19 protein-coding genes are annotated in these 19,370 nt (G+C 40.4%); 6 read left to right on the forward strand and 13 right to left on the reverse strand.

Translation table 11 applies throughout. The features are described 5' to 3' along the window. The first annotated feature begins 848 nt into the window (after nt 1–848). The 4 genes from ACN222_RS09570 to ACN222_RS09585 all read left to right on the forward strand — a co-directional run bounded on the left by ACN222_RS09570 (nt 849) and on the right by ACN222_RS09585 (nt 7,394). Nucleotides 849–1,439 (forward strand): helix-turn-helix domain-containing protein, encoded by a 591-nt coding sequence (locus tag ACN222_RS09570; protein ID WP_010996090.1) that lies wholly within the window; start codon nt 849–851, stop codon nt 1,437–1,439. A 182-nt stretch (nt 1,440–1,621) separates the two neighbouring features. Further along, a complete protein-coding gene (locus ACN222_RS09575) occupies nt 1,622–4,657 on the forward strand; it encodes an ABC transporter transmembrane domain-containing protein (RefSeq protein ID WP_010996091.1) in 3,036 nt (1,011 codons plus the stop codon). Nucleotides 4,658–4,747: 90 nt separating this feature from the next. Further along, nucleotides 4,748–6,286 (forward strand): HlyD family efflux transporter periplasmic adaptor subunit, encoded by a 1,539-nt coding sequence (locus tag ACN222_RS09580; RefSeq protein ID WP_010996092.1) that lies wholly within the window; start codon nt 4,748–4,750, stop codon nt 6,284–6,286. Nucleotides 6,287–6,617: 331 nt separating this feature from the next. Beyond that, the gene (locus ACN222_RS09585; RefSeq protein ID WP_044521130.1) at nt 6,618–7,394 is read left to right on the forward strand and encodes a peptidylprolyl isomerase; all 777 of its coding nucleotides are present in this window, start codon (nt 6,618–6,620) and stop codon (nt 7,392–7,394) included. Between the two features lie 154 nt (nt 7,395–7,548). Here ACN222_RS09585 and ACN222_RS09590 read toward each other — a convergent pair whose 3' ends face one another. From ACN222_RS09590 to ACN222_RS09640, 11 genes are all read right to left on the reverse strand, one after another. Then, nucleotides 7,549–7,830 (reverse strand): HetP family heterocyst commitment protein, encoded by a 282-nt coding sequence (locus ACN222_RS09590; protein ID WP_010996094.1) that lies wholly within the window; start codon nt 7,828–7,830, stop codon nt 7,549–7,551. 149 nt (nt 7,831–7,979) lie between these two features. Next, nucleotides 7,980–9,062: a T3SS effector HopA1 family protein gene (locus ACN222_RS09595; protein ID WP_010996095.1), complete on the reverse strand. Its 1,083-nt coding sequence runs from the start codon at nt 9,060–9,062 to the stop codon at nt 7,980–7,982. 126 nt (nt 9,063–9,188) lie between these two features. Then, on the reverse strand, nt 9,189–10,361 hold the full coding sequence (locus ACN222_RS09600; protein WP_010996096.1) for a phosphotransferase family protein: 1,173 nt from the start codon (nt 10,359–10,361) through the stop codon (nt 9,189–9,191). Between the two features lie 562 nt (nt 10,362–10,923). Next, entirely contained in the window at nt 10,924–11,157 is a 234-nt protein-coding gene (locus tag ACN222_RS09605; RefSeq protein WP_010996097.1) for a hypothetical protein, read from the reverse strand. A gap of 109 nt (nt 11,158–11,266) precedes the next feature. Continuing rightward, nucleotides 11,267–11,500, reverse strand: coding sequence for a hypothetical protein (locus ACN222_RS09610; RefSeq protein WP_010996098.1), 234 nt, complete (start codon nt 11,498–11,500; stop codon nt 11,267–11,269). 109 nt (nt 11,501–11,609) lie between these two features. Next, nucleotides 11,610–11,843 carry a hypothetical protein gene (locus ACN222_RS09615; RefSeq protein ID WP_010996099.1) on the reverse strand — a complete coding sequence of 78 codons (234 nt, stop codon included), beginning with the start codon at nt 11,841–11,843 and terminating at the stop codon, nt 11,610–11,612. 131 nt (nt 11,844–11,974) lie between these two features. After that, nucleotides 11,975–12,220 (reverse strand): hypothetical protein, encoded by a 246-nt coding sequence (locus ACN222_RS09620; protein WP_010996100.1) that lies wholly within the window; start codon nt 12,218–12,220, stop codon nt 11,975–11,977. A gap of 131 nt (nt 12,221–12,351) precedes the next feature. Further along, complete coding sequence (locus ACN222_RS09625) at nt 12,352–12,603, reverse strand: hypothetical protein (RefSeq protein WP_010996101.1); 252 nt, start codon at nt 12,601–12,603, stop codon at nt 12,352–12,354. A gap of 573 nt (nt 12,604–13,176) precedes the next feature. Further along, a complete protein-coding gene (locus ACN222_RS09630) occupies nt 13,177–13,434 on the reverse strand; it encodes a hypothetical protein (RefSeq protein WP_010996102.1) in 258 nt (85 codons plus the stop codon). 281 nt (nt 13,435–13,715) lie between these two features. Next, nucleotides 13,716–15,188, reverse strand: a complete 1,473-nt coding sequence (locus ACN222_RS09635) for a M16 family metallopeptidase (protein ID WP_231865521.1) — start codon at nt 15,186–15,188, stop codon at nt 13,716–13,718. Between the two features lie 82 nt (nt 15,189–15,270). After that, a complete protein-coding gene (locus ACN222_RS09640) occupies nt 15,271–16,857 on the reverse strand; it encodes a M16 family metallopeptidase (protein WP_010996104.1) in 1,587 nt (528 codons plus the stop codon). 150 nt (nt 16,858–17,007) lie between these two features. Between ACN222_RS09640 and ACN222_RS09645 the strand changes: the two genes are divergently transcribed. Then, nucleotides 17,008–17,622, forward strand: a complete 615-nt coding sequence (locus tag ACN222_RS09645) for a TetR/AcrR family transcriptional regulator (protein WP_190449754.1) — start codon at nt 17,008–17,010, stop codon at nt 17,620–17,622. 10 nt (nt 17,623–17,632) lie between these two features. Here ACN222_RS09645 and ACN222_RS09650 read toward each other — a convergent pair whose 3' ends face one another. Then, nucleotides 17,633–18,082, reverse strand: coding sequence for a DUF4332 domain-containing protein (locus ACN222_RS09650; RefSeq protein WP_010996107.1), 450 nt, complete (start codon nt 18,080–18,082; stop codon nt 17,633–17,635). A gap of 122 nt (nt 18,083–18,204) precedes the next feature. Then, nucleotides 18,205–19,026 carry a PhzF family phenazine biosynthesis protein gene (locus tag ACN222_RS09655; protein WP_010996108.1) on the reverse strand — a complete coding sequence of 274 codons (822 nt, stop codon included), beginning with the start codon at nt 19,024–19,026 and terminating at the stop codon, nt 18,205–18,207. A gap of 109 nt (nt 19,027–19,135) precedes the next feature. Here ACN222_RS09655 and ACN222_RS09660 point away from each other — a divergent pair, with 109 nt between their 5' ends. Further along, nucleotides 19,136–19,357: a hypothetical protein gene (locus tag ACN222_RS09660; RefSeq protein ID WP_010996109.1), complete on the forward strand. Its 222-nt coding sequence runs from the start codon at nt 19,136–19,138 to the stop codon at nt 19,355–19,357. Nucleotides 19,358–19,370: the final 13 nt, after the last annotated feature.

Consider the following 19,370-nt stretch of genomic DNA (forward strand, 5'->3'; position numbering starts at 1 on the left):
TCGTGTTCAATAAGTAATAGTTATTCTTTGCATGGTTAATATAAAGATTTGATGAAGTTTTAAGTTTTCCAACGAAAACTATTGACTATATGATGAAAAATTCTTAAAAGAATAACAGTGGTGTAAAACACTAAATTAAATCACTGTCACTGTTAAGAGAATTTAGTCTTTTAATTAACTCCAGGCACATCAGATTCTACTGCTGAAAACAATTATTGTTAGGTGGATGTAAATAGCATTGTTTACACCTATACCTAGCTCTAGCTGCATATGTTTTTACTCCTATGTATAACAGGCTTTAACCTCTTATTAGTCTCTAAAAAAACTAAGTTTAAAGATTAAGAGGCTTACCTCTGAACTAAAAGTGCAAAGTTCAGTAACATCCTAAAAATCAGACTTGAGTATTAGACCTTAGAAAAGTATCGGCAAAAAAATACCAGTATTACACCAAGCTTCAGAACAAATGCCGATTTATTCCAGTTAACCAGTGCAAAACTAATTCGTTCTAGGTGTTTTACCAGATAATGCTGTTTATCAGGAGAGACGACATATATGCTATCAGCATATTTTGTTAGGTTTGCTGACTACTACTGGATAAGGAATTTTACTACGCTACGCGTGTCAGTTGTTAGTTGTGGATCGTTAGCAGCGAGGTGGGAGTCTCGATAGTACAACTGCTATGGCTACTAGATTCTGAGTACTAAATGTTGATAAATAGCCGCCTTAATCTTCTCAGATAAGGGGGTAGACACTCATCATCGGATATTGATGAGAGATTAATTTTGCAACTAATTTTTTAGTTGTAATACACAAGTTTACCGCAGTTTCACATTAGACAGCAACTGGTAATGATTATGTCACACAGTTTTAATCAAGAAACAGTTTTTGCTACTTATGAAAACCAAGAGAGCAAGTTTTTAACACCTTTCCAACGGAAGGCTTTACTCAAACATTTACAAAACAATTTACAGCCAGAATATCGCCGCCGCATTGAAATAATGTTAATGGCTGATATTGGTAAATCTCAAACTCAAATTTGTGAAATATTAGGTTGTTCCCAAGAAATGGCTCGTTATTGGATTGGTTTAGCCGAGGCTGGTTTAGCACATAAATGGAATGAACGTCCCATAGGTAGACCGAAGATTGTTAATACTCAATATCTGGAAAGATTAAGAGAGTTAGTCAGCAATAGTCCTCGTGATTATGGGTATGCTTTTACTCACTGGACGGCTCAATGGTTAAGCAAACATTTAGCCTCGGAATTAGGCATTGAAATTAGCGATCGCCACATTAATCGCCTGCTTAAACAAATGGGACTTTCCACTAAACGCAAAGGTTCCCAACCAAAAGAAACTAATTCTCTAGAGGATGCTGCGATTACAATTGGCGACTTAAAAACCACATCTGAACCTAGTCTTAATTGGTCTTTTAATTCTTAATTAGGGGTACAGGGGTATAGGGGTATAGGGGTACAGGGGTACAGGGGTACAGGGGTATAGGGGTATAGAGGTACAAATATTTGAAACCCTTACACCCTTACACCCTTACACCCTCACACCCAGCCTCAAAAGAGTAAGTCCTATTAAATTTTGAATTCCCCCTTGGGGTTGGAGGTGGGAAAATGCCATCAGGGTTTTCCCGGCAATATTTAGCGGAACAACTCACTCATATATTGGGTGAGTCTTTGTCAGAACGGGAGTTAGAAAAGTGCATCCAAGGTTTAGAAATTATTGAACCACCAATCGCCAAACAATTTTGGCAAGCGGCGACAGCATCGGCGGGGATTTATATTGTTCTTGGGGGTAAAGTCAGGCTATTAGATGACGCTCACAACTTAATTACGACCGTTTCAACTGGTGCATCCTTTGGGGAATTGACTCTGTTTCCTGATGCAGACTTTATTCCTTATGTCGCTAGAGCTTCGGTGAACTTGAAATTGGGTTATCTTCCCCAGACGATTTTACAAGATTTGATGGGCGAAAATTCCAGTGTTGGCGATCGCCTGAAAAAACACGCCGAAACTTGGGATTTGTTGGTGTTGTGTTGTCAAAACTCTTTGTTGCCGCAAAATTCCTCAGTTGAGGAGATAATCAAAGCCTTAGCTTTATTTGAGCGACATAGTTTAGATATTGGTTCCCTACCATCACAGATATTTCCAGATACCAAGCTGTGGATATTGCGTCGCGGAGAATTGGAAAATAATAACGGACGCACATTCCAACCCGGAACCATCTCCCAATATTCAAAGCAAATCAATTGGCAAGTCACACAATCAGCTATTGTGTATATTCTCAAGCAGGAGAATTGGCAAGTAGCACAGGAGTATTGGCCGGAGTTGGGGACTGGAGATTGGGGACTGGGGACTGGGGAAAACGCTTCTCAGTCGCCTTTACCTAGTCTTCGTTCTCCGGTTGTGAGGGAGCCGGAACCGCAGCCACAGCCAAAACAACGCCGAGCTTATTTCCCTAGTCCTCGTCTTCAGGTTGGTCATTGGTGGGGACGACTGATTAAGCGCTATCCCATATTTGAGCAACAAAGTGCGGCTGATTGTGGTGCGGCTTGTTTGGTGATGATTAGTCGCTATTGGGGTAAGCGTTTGAGTGTGAACCGACTGCGGGATTTAACTAACGTCAATCGCAGTGGTGCATCGTTGAAGGGTTTAACCGCCGCCGCCGAAACCATTGGTTTTACTACTCGTCCGGTAAAAGCTAGCTTTGATAAATTAGCACAACAACCCTTACCAGCGATCGCCCATTGGGAGGGTAAACACTATATTGTAGTTTATGAGATTAACAAAAAACAGGTAATTGTCGGTGATCCGGCGATCGGTCAACGTAACTTGAGTATTGCTGAATTTAAAGCGGGTTGGACTGGTTACGCCTTGTTGTTGCAACCGACAACCGAGCTGAAAGAAAACGAAGAAGCAAATACATCATTTTGGCAATTATTTGAGTTAGTCAAACCCCACACACGGGTATTAGTAGAGGTATTCAGCGCTTCGGTATTGATTCAGGTGTTTGGATTAATTACACCCCTATTTACCCAATTATTGTTAGATAGGGTGATTGTTCAAGGAAGCACCTTAACATTAAATGCAGTCGGTTTGGGGTTGATGATATTTGGCTTATTTCGTGTGGTATTGAACGGACTACGGCAATATTTGTTAGACCACACAGCCAACCGTATCAGCATCTCGCTATTGGTAGGTTTTATTAAACATACCTTCCGTTTACCCTTGTCGTTTTTTGAGTCGCGTTACGTCGGGGATATTGTTTCTCGCGTCCAAGAAAACCAAAAGATTCAACGCTTTTTAACTGGGGAAGCATTGTCAATCATTTTAGATTTGTTGACAGTGTTTATCTATGTAGCTTTGATGTTTTGGTATAGTTCAGCAATGGCATTGATGAGTTTAGCGATTGTACCGCCTTTTATGTTATTGGCAATCATCGCTACACCCTTTTTACGCCGCATTAGTCGAGAGGTTTTTAGTGCTACAGCCAACGAAAATAGTTATCTGATTCAATCCCTTTCTGGTATTCGCTCAATTCGCTCAATGGCAATCGAACAAACAGTACGTTGGCATTGGGAAGAACTGCTGAATAATGTCATCAGAAAAACCTTCAGTGGACAGATAATTAGTAACAAATTACAAATTTTTAGTTCTGCCTTAGAAACTCTGGTAACTACCAGCCTACTTTGGTTTGGGGCATGGTTGGTGATTCAAAACCAACTGACTATCGGGCAATTAGTCGCCTTTAATATGTTGTTAGGTAATATTATCCGTCCATTTCAAAGGCTGGTAGTTTTGTGGAATCAATTACAAGAAGTGGTGATTTCTACAGAACGAATTAATGATGTTTTAGAGGCAGAACCAGAGGAAGATTTACAACACCAACATCGGCAATTTATCAGTAATTTACTTGGTCATATCCGCTTTGACAATGTAACATTTCGTTACCATCCAGAAAGCGATCGCAATATTTTAGAAAACCTCAGCTTTGAAATCAAGCCAGAGCAAACCGTGGCTGTAGTAGGGCGCAGTGGTTCCGGCAAAACCACTTTATTTAAACTGATTTTGGGTCTATACCCTCCGACAGATGGAAAAGTTCTCATTGATGGCAAAGATGTAACTAATATAGCCCTGCGATCGCTCCGTTCACAAATCGGCGTTGTAGACCAAGATACATTTTTATTTGGCGGCACAATCCGCGAAAATATCAGCATTGCTCACCCAGAGGCTTCCTTAGAAGAAATTATTGCTGTCGCCCGTTTAGCAGGTGCGGACGACTTTATCAAACAAATGCCAGCAGGTTATGAAACCCAAATTGGTGAAGGTGGGGGGATGTTGTCTGGCGGACAAAGACAACGTTTAGCGATCGCCCGTGCTTTGTTAGGAAACCCCCGCCTATTGTTGTTAGATGAAGCCACAAGCCATCTCGATTCCGAATCGGAACGCATTATTCAAAACAACCTCAAAACCATCCTCAAAGGGCGCACAAGTGTCATTATTGCTCACCGCCTTTCCACCGTGCGCCACGCAGACTTAATTCTGGTATTAGATCGCGGCTTATTAGTCGAAAGCGGTAATCACGATCAATTAATTGCCAGAAGAGGGCATTACTTTTACCTCAATCAACAGCAGTTGAGTAGTGAGTAATGAGGTAAGAGTCAACAGTCAACAGTCAACCATCAACAGTTCTCTTTCCGCCTACTTTTCCATATCCCACCACATCCCGTCAAATAATTTATGCCAAACCCATCTGTTAATTCATCATCTGTACTTGTGCAACCACAGACGGCTCAGGTGCAACGTGGTCATGATTTAGTTGATTATCAGACACAGGCACTGACGCAGACAAATGATTGGTTTTACGGCACAGAAGAACTACTAGATGCGTTACCGCAGCGCTGGACGCGCTCGATGCTGTATTTGCTCATCAGCTTTACCATCATTGTTTTGCCTTGGGCAATGTTTACTAAGGTTGATGAAACGGGAAGTGCTAGAGGGCGTTTGGAACCCCAAGGCGCAACTCAAAAATTAGGTGTTGCTGTTACTAGTAGTGTCAAGGCTGTCAATGTGGCAGAAGGGGCGACTGTCAAGGCGGGACAAGTGCTATTGGAATTAGAGTCTGATGTGTTGCAATCCCAGGTGGAACAAGCACAGACAAGGTTAGAAGAACTCATCAATCGCCAAGGACAGCAAGAGCTACTAAAAAACCAATTGATGTTAACAATTAACATCCAACAGCAGCAAAACCAAGCCCAAGAATTAGAGAAAATGGCGCAAGTGCATCAGGCGCAGCAAAACCTGGATGCTAGGCAGAGTACATATAATTTACAGAAGTTAGAAAAATTAGCGCTAGTTGAACAGGCTAGACAGGATATCAATACTAGTCAACTAGGAAGAAAATTAGCCAATAGCCGTTTGCAAAGAGATATTAAAGAAGTTTTACGTTATCGCCGACTTTTGAGACAAGGTGCGATCGCTCAAATTAAAGTAGTAGAACTAGAAAAGATAGCGGAAGACAGTCAACGTTCCCTATTGCAAGCCAACTCTGATTTTACTCAAGCCCAGCTACGCTTACAAGAAAAAGAAAGCCATTATCAAACCACCGTCAGCCAAACCTTAGCTGACATTGAACAAGCAAAACTCCGCCTCCAAGAACAGCAAAGCAGCTATCAAAGTCTTGTGCAGACAGGTAAGTTAGCACTGTTAAGGAGTCAGGAACAACTCAAAGACTTACAAAACCAACTAACTACCCTACAATCAGAAATCATCCAAACCAAGAGCCAGATTAACGCCTTCAAGATTCAGATTCAGCAACGAGTAGTGCGATCGCCTGTTGATGGTACGATTTTTGATCTACCAATCGATAAACCAGGCCCTGTAGTCGAAGCTGGACAGATAGTTGCTCAAATTGCGCCTAAGAATGCGGCAATCATTCTCAGAAGTTCCATGCCTAGTCAACACAGTGGTTTCTTGAGAGTGGGAATGCCAGTAAAAATTAAATTTGATGCCTATCCTTTCCAAGATTATGGAGTATTACCAGGACGTGTTAGCTGGATTTCTCCTGACTCGAAAATTCAAACTACTAGCCAAGGCAACGTAGAAGTTTATGAAATGGATATTACTTTAGATCATCCCTATATTCAAGCTGGGAATAAACGTATTACCTTAACCCCTGGACAATCAGCCACCGCCGAAGTTATTATCCGCCAGCGTCGAGTCATTGACTTTATTTTAGACCCCTTCAAAAAGCTGCAAAAAGGTGGTTTAGAGCTTTAGGAAACAAGGCAAAGACCGTGGCATATTAGTAGTGGACTGTCTAAACTAAAATAGTGCATTAAATTGAAAAAATTAAACACAGATGTAGCTTGCTTCCCGCAGGGTACGGGGATGAAAGCGGATAAAAAAGATGTTTTAATGCAACATTTAAGGCTTGACACGCCACTACAATAATTTTATTTTTGCTTTATAAATAACATCTAAGCATCAAATAATTAAAACTACCATTAGATAGAGACTATAAATAATTAATGAGGCGATGATAATAAAAGAATGCCTGATTGCCTCGAAAACTAATTATTTTAAGCTAATAGGTGGAGCAAATATCAATATGGAAAAGTTTTTAAAACTCTCTGTTGAGGACATTATCACTCATCTTAAAGTCTCTTTTCAAATGCCTAGTATACTAGAAGCAATCGCTACCCAGAAAATCATTGCTGATACTGCTGAAAAAGTAGGTATTGAATTAAGTGTAGAAGAACTACAACAATCTGCCGATAGTATGCGTTTTGCTAACCGCTTGCTAAAGGCAGATGATACTTGGAATTGGCTACAAAAACACTATCTAACTATCGATGATTTTGAGGAAGTAGCCAAATCAAACTTATTACATATGAAATTGGCTGAACATTTATTTGCTGACAAAGTTGAACCTTTTTTTTATGCTCATAAAATTGATTACACTGGAGCTGCAACCTATGAAGTAATTCTAGATGATGAAGACTTAGCCTTAGAGTTATTTTATGCTTTGCAAGAAGGTGAAATTAGTTTCCAAGAAATCGCTCGTCAATATATTCAAAGTCCCGAAACTCGCCGGGCTGGAGGTTATCAAGGGATTCGCTATCGCTCGGAGTTTCGCCCAGAAATAGCCGCAGCCGTCTTTGCTGCTACACCTCCCCAGCTTCTCAAACCAATAATTACACCCAAAGGTGTGCATATAATTGCAGTGGAGGAAATCATTACACCAGAATTAGATGAATCACGCCGGGTTCAAATACTTAAAGATTTCTTTACCCATTGGTTACAACAACAAATCACTAATTTAGAAATTGTCGCTGAACTTTCTCAAAATGATAATTCTTCTTCCGAATTGCCTAGACCAGCCTAATGTTGATGTACTATTTTGGTAATGAGTAATGGGTAATTGCCTTTTTGATTATGCTTTGGGTGGGCAATGCCCACCCTACAGTTAATTAAATATGTATGATAATAAAGTTGGATTTCCCTATAAGACTTTGGGGATAATATTACTTAAATATACTTTAATCTAATTCCATCATCTTTATTTTAATAGCTACAAATTTTGCACCTATATGCTGAAGTTTACGAGTTTTAATTGTATCTGGCATACTATTATTTTTGAGTAGGCGAATATATGTACGATATGGTATATATGTAAGAGGATTATATCCAGCAGTATGGAGCATTAAAACACAAGCCCAAGAATACTTACCGACAGATATAGCTTGGAGAATAGCCTCCCATTCTTCAGTGAGAATTGTACAGTTACAAAGTTGATGATGCTGGAAAGATTCTTGAGTCATCAGCCTAAATTATAAACGTGAATTTAAATGTTGAGAAAAAGCCCTTTTGCCCGCCGGAATAGCTCCCAATAACTGTGAGGTTATCAACAGTCAAACTTTACACAGATATCAATACATCTTTAACTTTCATCGTTTAGATGAAGTTTTAACTACAAAGGTGTATAGATATCTTCAGAATAAGCATTGAGGTAGGGACGCTGCAATTCGATGTTGAGTGAAGAGAAGTGTTGTAAAATTGCAGTCATTCTACCTGCTGGCGTATCATTACCTTGTTGCCAAGCTTCCAGCAAACCATTAGCAATTATTTGACAACGGTGTGTACCAAAGCTTTCCTGTTCGGCAAATCTATGGTTTGGTTCTTCGGCGATCGCTAACCCTGGTGCGATAAGCTTAGTAAATAGGGGTACTTGTGCCTGAAAATGCGTTTGATTTTCTGCATATATCGTCTTCAGAACAGGGTAAACCTTTTCATAGTCATTTTTATCAAAATACAGTACTGCCGAGTCATGGCGAACATAATCAGAGGGGTTGTATAGTGCTTTAAATGTGAAAGCAATCGGTATAGCGTTGAGGTGTGTAGTCAAAGCATCCATGACTGCAACTGCACCATCTGGAGTTAAGTTGAAATAAACACGTACCAAAGTTTGATATTGTTGCGCTGCACCTGCATTAGCCACCGCCATATAAAATCCGTTTTGGACGAGATTTTTTGGCAATTGGATAGCAGCAGAGTTACCCATCATCTGAGTTCGCAAACCATCCGGCGGAACGTGGAGAGTTAAACCATCCCGATGGACTGCCAAAGTCCCATCTGATTCTTCCCTGAGAACTTGCCAACCATAACTCCAGTAGCCAGTACCTTTATTATGTTCATGCAGGCGATCGTAAAAAGCTAGGTCTACACCTAAAAATGTGTTGTTTTCTAGATTTTTATTGACGGCTAAATTAGATATCTCTGCATCAGAGGCCAGAACACTTTTCAACGAGCCATTGTAATAGATGCCGTAGAGAAAACTACGCAGTTGCTGACTCAAATACTTATTCTGTAAATCCAAAGATAATTTTTGAAACCGAGAGACTGAAGACTCAGGTAATTCTAAGGGTTTATAGTTGGGATGCTTAATACAATACTGAGACTGTATTTCGATATTATGAATCATGTCTTGCAATGATATCTGCAATAACTCTGGAATATCTGACAATTGTACAGATAGAGAATCTAATATTTGCATAGAGGTTTGTTAGTAAATGATATGAGTAGGATATGAAGGGATGAGGAAGATGAAGGAGATGAGGCGGATGTCACTTTAGCTTTCCCATCTCCCTCTACCGCCCACTCCCCACGCCTGATTCCCTAATTAAACCTGAGACAAACTTACAGGAGAGAGGTCTGATAACTGGACACCAAAAATTGTTTGCACTGATGCTTCTGGACGACACAGCAAACTTTTGGCGACTTGTAGCATACAAATACCCACATTACCGAAGGTTTTTTCGTACTGGAGTTGAGCCTGAATAGCAGTAACGAGTGCTAAACCGCAAAATTGCATGACTCGTTGTAGGAAGTCGGGATGATGTTCTAAGATTTCTGGGAAATGAGTAAGATAAGCCGTCACCAACTCTCTTATTGAAGGTTGGAGAACGTACAAAGGGGTGGCAGCTAAACGTAACGACTCCTCAATGGCAATTGATTTACCAGTTACCAAGCTGTATAACCAAATTTGCAAGTAGCTGGCAATGAGTGTTCCTAAATCGTTAGCAGGGTCTCCCCAGTTACCACGTTCCCAGTCAATGAAGCGCACCATATTTTCATCACTCATATCTTCCCAATTGAGGGAGACGAGGATATTGTTTAACTTCAGGTCATTATGGGTAAGACAGCAGGGAGTAAAACTGTTGATTAATTGTGCGATCGCCTGTCCCAAACTATCGTAAAGTTGATATAGGGCAAAAAATCTCAGACCATCAGCAGGAACCTTACCAAATATCTCTGGAGTTAGTCTATCTAATCCTCGATTTAGATGAGGTGTTCTTGGGTTAGATTTACTCTCACCAGGATTTTGAAAGAAATCTCGATATTCTTCACAGTTAAATGAGGTGCGATGAATCAACGCCAAAGTAGTCCCGACTGCATTAGCAAGCTGGGTGGGAAATAAATTTAAATTCTCTTTAATGTAAAAATCCATCAAATCTTGATAGTTATCAAGATAGTTGAAAATGATAATAGAATTTTCCCAATTAAAGTATATCGCTTCTGATAAATAGGAACGTATGTGGTTAATTTCTGGAAATCTGCTAACAAAATCATGAATGCGCCATTCCAGAACAAACTCACCAGTCGTCTTTCCTTCTAAGTTATGACGTTCTTGTTTAACTAGTAGTTTTCTTTCTTCTGGGAAAGTAATTAATAAATTAAAATTCTTTGCTGGTTTCAGTTCAACTTTACTCGACGCTCCTTCCTCAAGAGTACACAAGTTTAAAGAAATTAAGTAATCACATACATTTTGAGAGTTGAGGATAAATGGTGGCATATATTTAAGATGAGTTACAACATTTATATCTAAATATTTGTAGGGTTGGTTTCGCCCAACGCACTTGATCTAAGGCTACAAGTCTTTAAGTCTGCAATGGCTTTCCTCTGTATATTTCAAAAATCTAATACTAGCTCTATATCTATTTATGACTATTGCCAATATATGAATTAACTATTTTTAGGATGGTAGCAATAGCAAATGATATTGTGATAAATCGAAATATTTTTTCTGCTAAGATAAATATTTGATTATATGAATACTGATTACCGCCGTATATTAATCCAGATTCTTCATAATTTAGGTCGGTTAGAAAATTTTCTGAATCATGAGAATGTAATTCAGAAACAATTATTTTCGCCATTTTAGAAAAATGCAAAAATTTGACATTGATTAAATACACTCTATATTAGATAATTTTATTGGTTTAAGAAAAAACCAAAAAATAGTTTACTTTTACTCACAGAAAAAGACTGTAATTTGATGGAATTTATAAGCGATTAAACATGATATTGCTTAATCGCTGATGCCATAATCTTAACAGAATTATTGATTTGAGTTTTTATGCAGCAGAACTGAAAGAACGAGCCAAGTGTCCAATGGCATCGATACCATAGGTAATGACACCAAACTCAAATCCCTTCACGGCTAAGTCTAAAACTCCATTTGTGGTATTGGAATAATTACCACCATGAACAGAATTATCAAGATTGTTTAATTCGTTGAGGAAGCTTTCAGAATCTTGGAATAATTCTGTACCAGTAGCTTGTAATTCATTAACAGCAATAAACGCCATGATGGACTCCTAAAACTATTTTGGTTTTGAGTAGAAAGTGCAGGCGATTAAGAAATACAAAACTTAATCGCTCATGCCACAATTGCAAGAAATCCGTTTATCTTAGTATTTACGCAGCAGAACTGAAGGACTTAGCTAGGTGTCCAATAGCATCAATACCATAAGTGATAACACCAAACTCAAATCCTTTCACGGCTAAGTCTAAAACTCCATTTGTGGTATTGGAATAATTACCACCATGAACAGAATTATCAAGATTGTTTAATTCGTTGAGGAAGCTTTCAGAATCTTGGAACAATTCTGCACCAGTAGCTGGTAATTCATTAACAGCAATAAACGCCATGATGGACTCCTAAAACTATTTTGGTTTTGAGTAGAAAGTGCAGGCGATTAAGAATTGCAAAACTTAATCGCTCATGCCACAATTGCAAGAAATCCGTTTATCTTAGTATTTACGCAGCAGAACTGAAGGACTTAGCTAGGTGTCCAATAGCATCAATACCATAAGTGATAACACCAAACTCAAATCCTTTCACGGCTAAGTCTAAAACTCCATTTGTGGTATTGGAATAATTACCACCATGAACAGAATTATCAAGATTGTTTAATTCGTTGAGGAAGCTTTCAGAATCTTGGAATAATTCTGTACCAGTAGCTTGTAATTCATTAACAGCAATAAACGCCATGATGGACTCCTAAAACTATTTTGGTTTTGAGTAGGAAGTGCAGGCGATTAAGAATTGCAAAACTTAATCGCTCATGCCACAATTGCAACAGAGCTATTTTGCTCAGTTTTCACACAGTCAGTAATGAAAATTTAGTAATAACCGTTACCAGCATCACTGTAGGACTTAGCTAGGTGTCCAATGGCATCGATACCATAGGTGATGACACCAAACTCAAATCCTTTTTCAGCCAAGTCTAAAACTCCATTGGTAGTTTTAGAATAATTACCACCATGAACAGAATTATCAAGATTGTTCAATTCGTTGAGGAAGCTTTCAGAATCTTGGAATAATTCTGTACCAGTAGCTTGTAATTCATTAACAGCAATAAACGCCATGATGGACTCCTAAAACTATTTTGGTTTTGAGTAGGAAGTGCAGGCGATTAAGAATTGCAAAACTTAATCGCTCATGCCACGATTGCAACAGAGCTATTTTGCTCAGTTTTTACACAGTCAGTAATGGAAATTTAGTAATAACCGTTACCAGCGTCACTGTAGGACTTAGCTAGGTGTCCAATGGCATCGATACCATAGGTGATAACACCAAACTCAAATCCCTTCACAGCTAAGTCTAAAACTCCATTTGTGGTATTGGAATAGTTATAGCCACCACCATGAACAGAATTGTCAAGATTATTCAACTCGTTGAGGAAGCTTTCAGAATCTTGGAATAATTCTGCACCAGTAGCTTGTAATTCTTTAACAGCAATAAACGCCATGATGGACTCCTGAAACAATGTTTGTGTTTAGCGAATTCCGTCAACGATTAAGTTTGTTTTGCTTAACCGTTGATTCAATTTTTATTGATCTTTTTTAGGGAAATCAAGCCTAAAACTTCAATCAGCAAGACATAAATAAATTCCATATGTCTGTTTTTCATGTTTACATTACCTAAAATTAAAGCTTGCTAACTGTGATAATCTGCGGCACAATATTTTGTGAAAAATATAGTATTGTAATTCAACGCTTCAACTTAGTTCGCCAAGCTATTGCTGCACTTGTAAACTGATAAAAGCAACTGATAACTAACACCAATGTGAAAAAGAACGAACGCGACAGATATATTAACAGACTTGGAAGCATTGTGTTGTCAGGGTTTTATCTGAACTAGATGTCCTAATCTATCTGGCTAGGGCTATAACACTCCAAAATTCTTATTCTGCTTGGCTTACCTAATTTTGAATTTTGAATTGGTATCACACGCACTCGCGTAATAAAAAATCGTGTATTTTGATAAAAACTAATATCAAAATACACGACATCATAAATATTAGGTTGTAATTAACAAACAATCATGAATTAATACCAAGCTGTTGTCGCAGGTCTTGAATTTGTAATTCTAGTGAATCCATCCATCGATCAAGAGTTCCATTAGTATCATTCAATGTGGGTGGTGTTGACTCTTCTGACGGTTCAGCAACTCGATTTCTTCTACCGCCATATCTTCTTTCCAAGCCTGCATACACAGACTTCAGTTCCCAAGTAGTGAGGTCTTTCAATGATTTTCCTTCATCATCGGGGGAAAGATCAGAAATTGTTATTCTTACCATTTGCTTGCCTCTTTCAATACGATTATATCGGTTAGCTCGTTACAGGGATTTTCCCTAATCGGAAAGATGGGAAGTCCTGCCTTATATTTTGATTTGTCCTTGAGAAAAATCAATATTTTTAGGCTAGATTTATAGACATAATTCAAGTATTTGTGTCTATAAAAGCTGATTTTGTATAACGGTGAAGCTGCTTTGTCTTCGTCAAAACAGTAATCCCAGGTTCTCTAGAGAACCTGGGATTATCACTCATTTATAGGAATCCGATTTGATGATCTCAACTATTAATTCTGCGCTTGTTGTGGTGGACTAGGAATTGTCACATCAATTGGTGTGACTTGAGCAGCTAATTGAGTTAACGGTGGTTGAATAGCGGTTTGATTACCCACCACCAGAGTTACAAGATTATCTGGTTTGAGGTATTGCTTGGCTACCCGTTGCACATCAGCTATGGTGGTGGCGGCTACGGCTTTTTGATAGCGGAAGAGAAAATCAGCCGGATAGCCGTAATATTCATAGCGCATCAATCGGGATAGGGTTTGGCTGGGGTCTTGGAAGTTGAATACAAAAGAATTGAGAGTAGACTCTTTAGCACGGGCTAATTCTTCTGCTGTTACTGGTTGGGCTTGGATGCGTTTTATTTCCGCTTGTAAGGCTTTGACGAACTGCACAGTCGCATCGGAACGGGTTTGTCCACCAGCCATGAACATCCCAGGATAGTCAAAGCGGGGACTCCAGTAACCATATACAGAATAGGCTAAACCTTGACGCGATCGCACTTCATTAAATAAACGTCCCCCAAAACCATTTAACACCCCATTCAATACATCCAATGCTGCATAGTCGGGGTTATCGAATTTACCCCCCAAATGCCCAACTAAAATACTACTTTGGGTAAGTTGGGGCTGATTGACGAAAAACACACCACCTGTATTTGCTGGGGAGACTTTTGGTAAAGTTGGTTTAGTAAATTGTGGGTTACGCGCCCAGTTACCCAACTTAGCTTGAATGAGCGATCGCATTTTTTTAGCATCAAAATCTCCCACAATGCCCAAAATCATATTATTGGGGTGGAAATACTTTTGGTGGAACTGTACCAAATCTTCACGAGCGATCGCGTTAATAGTGGCATACTCTGTAATACGACCATAGGGACTATCCTTGCCATAAATCAGCTTGCGAAATTCCCTAGAAGCAATACCATCAGGATCATCATTGCGGCGAGCGATACCACCTTTAGCTTGAGTTTTCGCCAAATCTAGTTTAGCTTGAGCAAACACTGGCGATCGCAACACCTCAGCAAATAGCCCAAATACTGTTTCCACATCTTCACTCAGCGCCTCAAAACTAGCGCTACCCGCCGCCTCACCAATATTCACTTCTACAGATGCGGCACGTTGTTCTAATATTTGATTCAAATCATCAGGTGAATGCTGCTTAGTTCCACCAGTCCGCATCACGCCACCGGTAAAGCTAGCCAATCCCACTTTATCTGCTGGTTCCCAACGACTCCCAGTCCTGACTAGTGCGGTACCACCAATTAAAGGTAGTTCCCTATCCTCCATGAGATAGACAACCAAGCCATTCTGCAACACAAACCGTTCGTACTTGGGTAACTTCACCTCCGGTAAGGGCGCAAACTGCAACTCTGTGTAGTGTTTGGCTGCTGCTGTCGCCGTCAGCGAAAAGTTAAAAGTTACAGCTAAAAAGGCAAAAATAGCCACCAATGCCACAATAAACCTTTTGCCTTTTGCCATTTTGAATTTTAGATTTCTAATTTTGAATTGTTTACGCCTGTGCATATCTGTTGCTGCTTTCCTCATATTTGCGGTGTATTACTCATGCTTTTTTCGATAACAACTTGCCAATTGTGCGATTTTCCGGCGTAAACGTTGCTTTTGCCACTCGCTGAATATCCGCAGGAGTCACAGCCACAATGTCATCTAATTGTTTAAACAAATTGCGCCAAGAACCTGTTTTTACCTCATATTCCAGAAGTTGCTGCGCCATACCCATATTGGAATCGAGGCTGCGTAATAAACCAGCTCTGGCTTGAGTTTTTACCCGTTCTAATTCCACCGCAGATACAGGTTCAGTTTTCAACTTGTCAATTTCTTTACTTAAAGCCAGCGCTACCTCATCAACTGTATGATTAGGAGCCGTGAGAGCATAGAACAGCATCAAGTTGGGGTATTTATCACCAGGAAAACCACTAAAACCTTGAGCGTTTAATGCTACACGTTCTTTTTCCACTAAAGACTTATATAGTCTTGATGTGCGTCCACTACTTAACAAGCTGGCAATAATATCATACGCCGCATTATCTGGATGAGTCATTGCGGGACGATGATAACCTTCTAAATACCAAGGTTGAGAAGCGAGTTCTAAAGTAACTTCTCGTGTTTGTGTTTGTTTGGGTTCTGTGGCAATTTTTGACTGTGGCTTAGGTGCTGCTTTGTAGCGTCCAAAGTAAGTTTGCGCCAAGCGTTTGACTTGAGCTACTTCCACATCTCCGACAACAGCAATAGTCAAATTACTGGGTACGTAATAAGTGTTAAAAAACGTCTGTACATCTTCTGGCGTTAAGTTACGAATATCTTGGTCGTAACCAATCACCGGTCGTCTGTAAGGATGAACTTTATAAGCAGCATCAATGAACCTCTCCACCATCATCCCAATAGGTGAATTTTCCACCCGCATCCGCCGCTCTTCTAAAATCACATCTTTTTCTTTATAAAACTCCCGGCGAATTACAGGATCAAGAAATCGATCAGACTCCAATGACATCCACAGTTCTAACTTATTGGACGGGAAACTGTAGAAATAACGTGTCGCTTCCGTTGAGGTATTGGCGTTTAAACCTACACCCCCAGATTGTTCGACAATTTGCCCCAGTTCATTTTGTTTGACTAATTTGCCAGCTTGTGATTCTACTTCCTTGAAAGTCGCTTGCAACCTCACAACATCATCTTGCTTACCATTGGCTTTCGCTGCTCGAATTTGTGTGTCTAACTGCTCCAAGCGCTCAAGTAAGGGTTTTTCAGCCTGATAATTTTCTGTACCAATGCGTGTAGTGCCTTTGAACGCCAAATGCTCAAGAAAGTGAGCGACACCAGTTTTACCATCTGGTTCATCCACACCTCCAACATCCGCGTAGGTGAGAAAGGAAACTACTGGTGCTTGATGGCGTTCTAAGACAATAAACTTCATGCCATTATCCAGCCGGAACTCCGTCAAATCTTTAATTACCCGGTCTAGATAGGGTTGAATTGAAGTAGGAACTTTTGCAGTTGGTGTTTTGCTTGGTTGGAGAGCAATTGGCGTTTGTGCTAATGCTATTTCTGGTGTCCATCCCCACCATAGAACGACTGTTGCCATCAAGATTGCCAACAGCCGACGCGATATTGAACGACTAAGTTGATTCATAAGCAACAAGTAAATAAATATCCACTACCTAAGCAACAGGTTAATCGAGAATTGTAGCGTTAATCTTGTATTAAGCTTTCTGTGCTTTTTGTACCTGACGTTAGACAATAATGCTACAAGTAGTGTTCCGGAGATTTTACAATAACTATTATGCGAGTTTTTAATTCTCCCCCGCCTTCAGAGGCACAGACACGCACCAAAATTTTACAGGCAGCGCTAAAGTTATTTGCCTCCCAAGGCTTTGATGGCACTACCACCCGCGATTTAGCACAAGCCGCAGGTGTAGCCGAAGGTACTTTGTTTAGGCATTTCCCTAACAAAAAAGCGATTTTGGTAGAAGTAGCAACTGCTGGCTGGGTGGACATTCTCACAGATTTGCTCACAGAGTTGAGCGAAATGGGTAGCTATAAAGCAGTCGCTCAGGTGATGCGTCGCCGGATGTGGAATTTGCAAAAAAACGCCGACTTAATGCGGGTTTGCTTCATGGAAGTGCAGTTTCACCCAGACTTGCGCGATCACATTCAAGAAGAAGTCATTGGTAAAATGACCGATGTCGCCGAAGCCTTCTTCCAAACCGCAATGGATAAAGGCATTTACCGCAAAACAGATGCCAATCTAGTAGCCAAAGTATTCCTGGGAATGTTTGCGATCGCTGGCTTCTCTAACAATACTCTCATGCAGCCAGACGCTTCCCCCCAAGAAATGCAGCAAATGGCAGAAGGCCTAGCTGATATCTTCCTCAATGGGGTACTAGCAAAAGATTAGGGAATCACCGTTAACTGTTAACTGTTGACTGTTGACCATTGACCATATTCGCCTGTTGACTCCACTGCTGGACTAATTCAATTGCTGGACACAAATCTCGACGCTGCAAGGTTGCGACTTGTAAGCGTAAAATCTGTTTGTGTAATCGGTGAGTGGGAATCTGGGCTAACTGTGCCACAGAAGCAACACCAGCATGAAGTAACAGACCACAATATTGTGTTCCCACACCAGGAATCCTGGCTAAATCTGCTAAGGCGATCCATTTATTTACATATTGCGGATGAACTTGTAATCTACTCGCCAAAGCCAGCCTGGACTCTAAAGTTTTACCCTGTTTGACAAGCCCTGCTGTAGTTTGAATCCCACAATTTTGCAGTCGGGATTGTTCCTCTTGACTCAATCCAGGTAATTGCTCAATCGGCCAGTCACAACTTAGCATAGTTGTATTTTTACTAGACATGGAAAATAAGACATAGGTTTATTTATCTATTCTGGCGCTTAATTTTCAAACGCAGAGGAACACGGAGGTAAACGCAAAGGAACGCGGAGACTTCTCTTTGCGTACCTCTGCGCCCCTTTGCATTAAATTAACTCCCCCCGTAAAACTGTAACCGCCTGTCCTGCGAGAAATACCCGATGGTCGCTTTGCGAACCGCCGTAGGCATCGCCTCCCCCATAACGCACCTTCACCACCCCACCACGGCTAGAGGCTTGATAAGCCACAAACTCATCTTTACCCAGGCGATCGCGCCAATAAGCAGCCAAGCAGCAATGAGCCGCCCCTGTAACTGGATCTTCATTTATACCCAAACCAGGAGCAAAAAAACGAGAAACAAAATCATACTGGGAATCAGTCCGAGTTTGGCTGGTTACAATAGCATTACCAGTTAGTAAGGTTGCCAGTTTAGAGAAATTCGGCTGCATTTGCCGCACTAAATCCTCAGACTCTACCTCTACCAAATAGCCCAAAGAGTTCTGTACAACTACTTTCAATGGCACACCCAAAGCCTCACCTAGTTCAGGCGGCGTTGTTATTGCTTGTGAATGATTTACCGGAAAATCTAACTCAATCCAATCACCTTGGCGCTTGGCAATGAGTAAACCACTTTTGGTATGAAAATGAGCAACTTCATCGGGGGACAAATGCCCCTCTGACCACAAAACATGAGCGCTGGCTAAGGTTGCATGACCACAAAGCGGTACTTCCACTGTCGGCGTGAACCACCGCAGATTGAAGCCATCATCTTGTTTGACTAAGAAAGCCGTCTCCGATAAATTCATTTCCTGGGCTACATTTTGCATCCAAGAGTCATCTTGGGGAGTAGGCAAAACACAGACAGCCGCAGGATTACCCGCGAATGGTTTAGCGGTGAAAGCATCTACTTGAATAATTTGTTGTCCCATAAAGTTTAAAAATATAATTCGTAATTAACAAGGTAAGTCCTATTGAGCATGAATAACGGGCTATGCAGTACCTTAGAAATTAGTAAACTATCTCCACAAGCCTGAGTCAATGTTCAATGCAAGCCGTAATTTGCAACTCAAAATCATTACAGGTCTAATTTTTGTGGGCTTGGTCGGTTGTAATGCTGAACAAAAGCTGCCATCCAATCCTACAGAAATACAACCATCAACCACACAACCTGAAGCACCAAACAGGGAAAATGACAAAGATGATGATGATCAAGAGCCAGAAAATGACAGCCAGGATAATGATAAAGAAGATAACGATTAAATAGCGATAACTA

Origin of the sequence: Anabaena sp. FACHB-595 (assembly GCF_048568275.1) — a bacterium.
Taxonomy (GTDB): domain Bacteria; phylum Cyanobacteriota; class Cyanobacteriia; order Cyanobacteriales; family Nostocaceae; genus Trichormus.

Excerpts from the sequence above, each read along its gene's own strand:
- ACN222_RS09580 (WP_010996092.1), top strand. The coding sequence starts at position 4,748 with ATGCCAAACCCATCTGTTAATTCATCATCTGTACTTGTGCAACCACAG.
- ACN222_RS09640 (WP_010996104.1), bottom strand. The coding sequence starts at position 16,857 with ATGAATCAACTTAGTCGTTCAATATCGCGTCGGCTGTTGGCAATCTTG.
- ACN222_RS09645 (WP_190449754.1), top strand. The coding sequence starts at position 17,008 with ATGCGAGTTTTTAATTCTCCCCCGCCTTCAGAGGCACAGACACGCACC.
- ACN222_RS09655 (WP_010996108.1), bottom strand. The coding sequence starts at position 19,026 with ATGGGACAACAAATTATTCAAGTAGATGCTTTCACCGCTAAACCATTC.
- ACN222_RS09610 (WP_010996098.1), bottom strand. The coding sequence starts at position 11,500 with ATGGCGTTTATTGCTGTTAATGAATTACCAGCTACTGGTGCAGAATTG.
- ACN222_RS09635 (WP_231865521.1), bottom strand. The coding sequence starts at position 15,188 with ATGGCAAAAGGCAAAAGGTTTATTGTGGCATTGGTGGCTATTTTTGCC.
- ACN222_RS09570 (WP_010996090.1), top strand. The coding sequence starts at position 849 with ATGATTATGTCACACAGTTTTAATCAAGAAACAGTTTTTGCTACTTAT.
- ACN222_RS09605 (WP_010996097.1), bottom strand. The coding sequence starts at position 11,157 with ATGGCGTTTATTGCTGTTAATGAATTACAAGCTACTGGTACAGAATTA.
- ACN222_RS09575 (WP_010996091.1), top strand. The coding sequence starts at position 1,622 with ATGCCATCAGGGTTTTCCCGGCAATATTTAGCGGAACAACTCACTCAT.
- ACN222_RS09600 (WP_010996096.1), bottom strand. The coding sequence starts at position 10,361 with ATGCCACCATTTATCCTCAACTCTCAAAATGTATGTGATTACTTAATT.
- ACN222_RS09630 (WP_010996102.1), bottom strand. The coding sequence starts at position 13,434 with ATGGTAAGAATAACAATTTCTGATCTTTCCCCCGATGATGAAGGAAAA.
- ACN222_RS09595 (WP_010996095.1), bottom strand. The coding sequence starts at position 9,062 with ATGCAAATATTAGATTCTCTATCTGTACAATTGTCAGATATTCCAGAG.
- ACN222_RS09660 (WP_010996109.1), top strand. The coding sequence starts at position 19,136 with ATGTTCAATGCAAGCCGTAATTTGCAACTCAAAATCATTACAGGTCTA.
- ACN222_RS09620 (WP_010996100.1), bottom strand. The coding sequence starts at position 12,220 with ATGGCGTTTATTGCTGTTAATGAATTACAAGCTACTGGTACAGAATTA.
- ACN222_RS09615 (WP_010996099.1), bottom strand. The coding sequence starts at position 11,843 with ATGGCGTTTATTGCTGTTAATGAATTACAAGCTACTGGTACAGAATTA.
- ACN222_RS09585 (WP_044521130.1), top strand. The coding sequence starts at position 6,618 with ATGGAAAAGTTTTTAAAACTCTCTGTTGAGGACATTATCACTCATCTT.
- ACN222_RS09650 (WP_010996107.1), bottom strand. The coding sequence starts at position 18,082 with ATGTCTAGTAAAAATACAACTATGCTAAGTTGTGACTGGCCGATTGAG.
- ACN222_RS09590 (WP_010996094.1), bottom strand. The coding sequence starts at position 7,830 with ATGACTCAAGAATCTTTCCAGCATCATCAACTTTGTAACTGTACAATT.
- ACN222_RS09625 (WP_010996101.1), bottom strand. The coding sequence starts at position 12,603 with ATGGCGTTTATTGCTGTTAAAGAATTACAAGCTACTGGTGCAGAATTA.